General features: G+C 66.3%; 4 protein-coding genes. 3 read left to right on the forward strand and 1 reads right to left on the reverse strand.

Going from position 1 to position 4353, the window contains the following annotated elements; genetic code table 11:
• The first annotated feature begins 193 nt into the window (after positions 1 to 193).
• Positions 194 to 937, forward strand: a complete 744-nt coding sequence (locus SSP24_RS42020) for an isochorismatase family protein (protein WP_218037164.1) — start codon at positions 194 to 196, stop codon at positions 935 to 937.
• An 837-nt stretch (positions 938 to 1774) separates the two neighbouring features.
• On the opposite strand, the gene SSP24_RS42025 is transcribed toward SSP24_RS42020, so the two are convergent.
• Positions 1775 to 2245: a cupin domain-containing protein gene (locus tag SSP24_RS42025; protein WP_229866384.1), complete on the reverse strand. Its 471-nt coding sequence runs from the start codon at positions 2243 to 2245 to the stop codon at positions 1775 to 1777.
• A 399-nt stretch (positions 2246 to 2644) separates the two neighbouring features.
• On the opposite strand from SSP24_RS42025, the gene SSP24_RS43320 reads away from it, so the two are divergent.
• On the forward strand, positions 2645 to 3298 hold the full coding sequence (locus tag SSP24_RS43320; RefSeq protein ID WP_167529877.1) for an HAD family hydrolase: 654 nt from the start codon (positions 2645 to 2647) through the stop codon (positions 3296 to 3298).
• A gap of 381 nt (positions 3299 to 3679) precedes the next feature.
• Positions 3680 to 4084, forward strand: coding sequence for a RidA family protein (locus tag SSP24_RS42035; protein WP_229866383.1), 405 nt, complete (start codon positions 3680 to 3682; stop codon positions 4082 to 4084).
• Positions 4085 to 4353 lie beyond the last annotated feature (269 nt).

The following is a 4353-nucleotide window of genomic DNA, read 5'->3' on the forward strand; positions in this document are numbered from 1 at the left end:
GCAGCAGTGAGCCTTTGTGGGGCCCTGCTCATCAGGCCCCGCTGCGACCTACGAGCCCACTTCGCCGCAGTCCGAGCCGCATCATTCTGCGGCAGCAGCTCGTGGCGGCAGAACCAATTCATGAACAACTCAGAATACATCGTGGAATTTCGCGCATTGCTGAGATCGCATTGCCGAAGAGGAGGAGTACTCCGTGTCGTACACGCCGAACAACGGCCCCTATGACGCCCTGTCCCCGGAGAACGCGGTCCTTCTGCTCATCGACCACCAGATCGGGTTGATGCAGCTGATCGACGACATGTCCCCCGAGACGGCAAAGAACAACGTCCTCGGGCTCGCCCGGGCCGCCAAGACCCTGGGCCTGCCTGTCATCCTCACCACCAGCCGCGACTGGGGTCCGAACGGGGCCCTCGTGCCCGAACTGGCCGCGCTCTTCCCTGACAGTGAGGTCATCCGCCGGCCCGGCGTCATCAACGCCTACCGCTGGCCCGCCTTCCGCGAGGCGCTGGAAGCCACCGGCCGCAAGAAGGTCATCATCGCAGCCGTCACCGACGCGACATGCCTGTCGTTCCCGTCCCTGGACATGGTCCTCGACGGCTACGAGGTGCACGCCGTCATGGACGCCTCCGGCGCCGAGGCACCCGGCCAGATGGTTCGCGAAGCGGTCGTGGCGAACCTTTCGAAGGCCGGAGTGAACATCAGGACATGGTTCGGCGTGGTGGCTGAACTGATCGCCGACTGGCGCCGCGACGAGGCCCAGGGTTGGCCGCTCGCCACAGGGGCGGTCCACGACCACCTGCCCAGCTGGGGCTATCTCCTGGACACCGACATGGCCTACGGAACCGGGCGGATGACCCCGCCCGCATGGTTCAAGGAGGGCGAATCCGAGCCGACCGGCCGCACTCCGGCCGTGGGCACTTCAGCGCAGAGCGGGTGACCATTCCGGCACCGGGCACAAGGACCCCTGTGGCGAGGCGAGTTCAAGGGGACCGTGGCAGCAACGTCGTTCATCTGTTGTGAGGAGCCTGCGAAACGCTCGGCTGGTGTGTGCCGGCCGAGCGTTTTCGCGCAGGTGCCTCCAACGCCGTAATCACACCAGCCAGGACGATGACAGCGGGTCTTGGCTGTTGCGTGGTCAGTCGGCTTTGCGGGCATTGCTGCGGCGTATGAGGAGGCGGCCGAGGATAAAGAGGGCCTTCGCCAGGATCAGTGCCAGGACGGTTCCGATGGCCCAATGCCTCCATGGACCGGAAGCCAGCAGAAGTCCGCCCAGGCCCAGGTGGACGGCGACGACCAACGCGATGACGGCTATGAGGCCGCGCGTCGCGCGGCGTTGTGGACGGGGCAAGGTTTTCTCCGCTGGGTTGGGAGTAGCGGTGGCGGAATCATCGGGCTAATGATCGGCTGGGTCGTCCTGTAGGGTGCACCGGCCCCAGCCGACGTCGATGGTCGCGTGCGTGCCGGATGAGCCGACGTACCTCATCTGTGGCGGTTTCATGCCGTCGTGGTACAGGCAGGGCAGGTGGCGCATGTGACCGCCCATCTCGCTGGGGCTCCACACGTGTGTGAGGTACCGGCTCGGGTTGTCGGTCCGGACGTGGGCCTCGGCGATCAGGATGAAGGTCCTTTTCGGGGGCGCGTGAGGGTTGCACGCTGCTCATGCCGGTGAGGGCGGCCGGCCAGGTTCATGCGAACTCCCCAGAGGCCGGCCTTGGTGAGGGGCGGAACGGTGAGGTGGGGAGGCCGGCCCGCGGCCGGCCTCCCCACCCAGTCGTCAGGGACGAGGTGCCCGGCGGTTCCGACGCTCCTCGAGCTCTTCCGCACTCACCGGTATGAGCACCGGTTGCCCGGGCACACCGAGCAGCGTCGCCATGTACACGGTTTCAGCGTCCGGTAGGTTGTTCGCGCCCTGATAGTGGATGACGTCGCCTCCCGGCTCCCAGAACGTCTCTCCGGCCTTGATGACGCGCTCCGGCTCACCCTCCAGCTCGAAGATCATCTCGCCCTTTACCACATATCCGAACCCGGGGCCGGAGTGGCGGTGCGGTGGGGAACCCGCGCTGCCGGGCGGCAGAGTGATCAGCACCGTCGTCGCCACGGCATTGTCGGGGATCGGCGCGTTCGGGACCGACGCGAGGATCTCCACCTTCGGCTGCGGCGGAGTCGTACCGGGGTTTTCGACGTGCTTCGAATGTTCAACGCTCATGATGGGAACTTCACCCTCCGTGGTTGCGGACGATTCCATCCACATAGACCAGACGGCGCGGTGGTCTGTGACATTCGGATCAGCCGAGTCAGCTTGCCAACGCTCGCCCGGGTGACCACGTGCCGACTGTTTCAGCCTCTTGCCGATCCGGCGGCAGCACTACATCCTCCCCGCCGACGCGGGGTGTCCCGACAGCCAACCGAAGCGGTGGCAAACCGGCTACTCCTCCCGGCGGCTCTGTCGGCCGAATTCGCGCGGGCGGCCCGTGGGGTCCGTCATGAGAAGATCTGTACCTGGCCGGTCGCGGTCGGCTGGATGGCCGGTCGTAGGCTCATTTGTACTTCGATTGCTGCCGACCTGCGCATCGACGTCTCCGGAGAGGTCTGCTCTGGACGTCTGGTACCCGGGCGGTCTTGTTGCGAGTGGATGTTTCAAACAGTGAGTAGTTCCCCGGCGGCTGTTCTCTTCGACCTCGACGGCGTCCTGCTGGACAGCAGGCGTGCCATGCGGCAGGCGGTCCTCGGAGTCGCCAGCGCCATGCTGGGCAAGTTCCTTGCCGAGAGCGAACTGCCTGCTGGCCTTGACCACCTGCGCCACGACGAACTCCTGGCACACCTCGGTGTGGCCGACGAGGAGGTCGCGTTCGGGATGGCGTGGGAAATCGCGTTGGGCGTGGCCATGCGGAACGCGTCGCCCTTCCCCGGTGCGGTCGAGGTTCTGCAGGACCTCGCCGCCGCGGGCACGGAGATCGGGGTAGTGACCATGCAGCCCCGCAGTCGGGTTGCATCGATAGTCCCTCAGGAGCTCTCGTCGTACTTCACCGTGGTGGTGGGATGGGGCGACGCGGAGCCGAAACCCTCAGGCGCCGGCATCGAGCTTGCGCTCGACCGCTTGGGCGTGCCGCCTGACCGTGCCTGTTTCGTGGGTGACAGCCCCAGCGACATCGCGGCAGCCTCAGCCGCCGGTGTCCGATCGATAGGTGCGGCGTGGGGGTACACCGGGGCTGCCTTGGAGAGCTGTGATCCCACCGTTCTCCTGCATGCCCTGACTCATGTGCCGGATGCTGCAAAACGCCTGCTCGGGCTGTGGTAGCCGAGGCCCCAAGGGCACAGCGCACCATGGGGGCGACCAATCAAGCCTGTCGGCAACGGGTCACCCGATCGAACGAGACATCGAGCCGGAGACCGCCCCACCGCATAGCCTGTCACCGGATCACCGAGTGGTGTCGGTCACACCACGCCGCCGAACATGACCTTGGACGATTCCCGGGCTGGTCGTTCTACTGCAGCGTCCTGGAGTCGTCTCGTCCCGTCCGCGTGAGGATCGTCCGACCCTCATGGAGGACTACTGCCGGCTTTCGTAGTCGTCCCCGCCTGTGTGGGAGGGGTGCTGTCACACCATCGCGGCGCTGCCGGTCTTGGTTGTCGTATCCGCCCGCGCGGGGATGGTTCGGTCGACTATAAGGAGAGAGTTGTGACTGTTCGGTTCAGGGAATTCGGCTTCGGCATGCCGTGGGAATCGCTCTTCGGATTCAGCCAGGCCGTGCAGGTCGGCGAAACGGTCTACATCTCCGGGCAGTTGTCGCACGACAGCACCGGGGCCTTCGTCGGGGCGGGCGACTTCGAGCTCCAGGTCAGAACGACGCTCGAGAACCTCGACCGGGTGCTGGAGCACTTCGGCGCCGGCCGCGACCAGATCGTCGAGACCACCGTCCTCGTCAGGAACCTGCGGGAGAACTTCGACACGGTCGCCCGTCTGCACGCCGCGTACTGCGGCGACCACCGGCCCACCAGCACCGTGATGGGCGTGTCCGACCTGGCGCTTCCCGACCAGCTCGTCGAGATCGGCGCGGTCGTCCGCCTCGACGTGACGCACTAGCTTCATCTTCGATCTCGAGCTTCGAGCAGTGTGTCGTATGTGACTACTCGGGTGCGGCGTTGGGCCGTCGGAGTGCCGCGGGCACCTCGCCCGTGACCGCTGGTTGGGGATTCCCGGCCTGTTCGGCCGATGGGGGGCCGAACAGGGCCGGGCCGGGCGTTTTACGGACCGTATGCAGGCTCCGCGGACCGTTCTCGAGAGGCGCTCAGCCGTCCTGCCGCAGTGAGGCCACGTACGGCGCGAGCTTGTCCGGGTTCATGACCCACATG

Origin of the sequence: Streptomyces spinoverrucosus (assembly GCF_006539505.1) — a bacterium.
GTDB classification, from domain to species: domain Bacteria; phylum Actinomycetota; class Actinomycetes; order Streptomycetales; family Streptomycetaceae; genus Streptomyces; species Streptomyces spinoverrucosus.

Bases quoted from the DNA above. Each gene is read 5' to 3' on its own strand.
- SSP24_RS42025 (WP_229866384.1), bottom strand. From the start codon at position 2,245: ATGGAATCGTCCGCAACCACGGAGGGTGAAGTTCCCATCATGAGCGTT.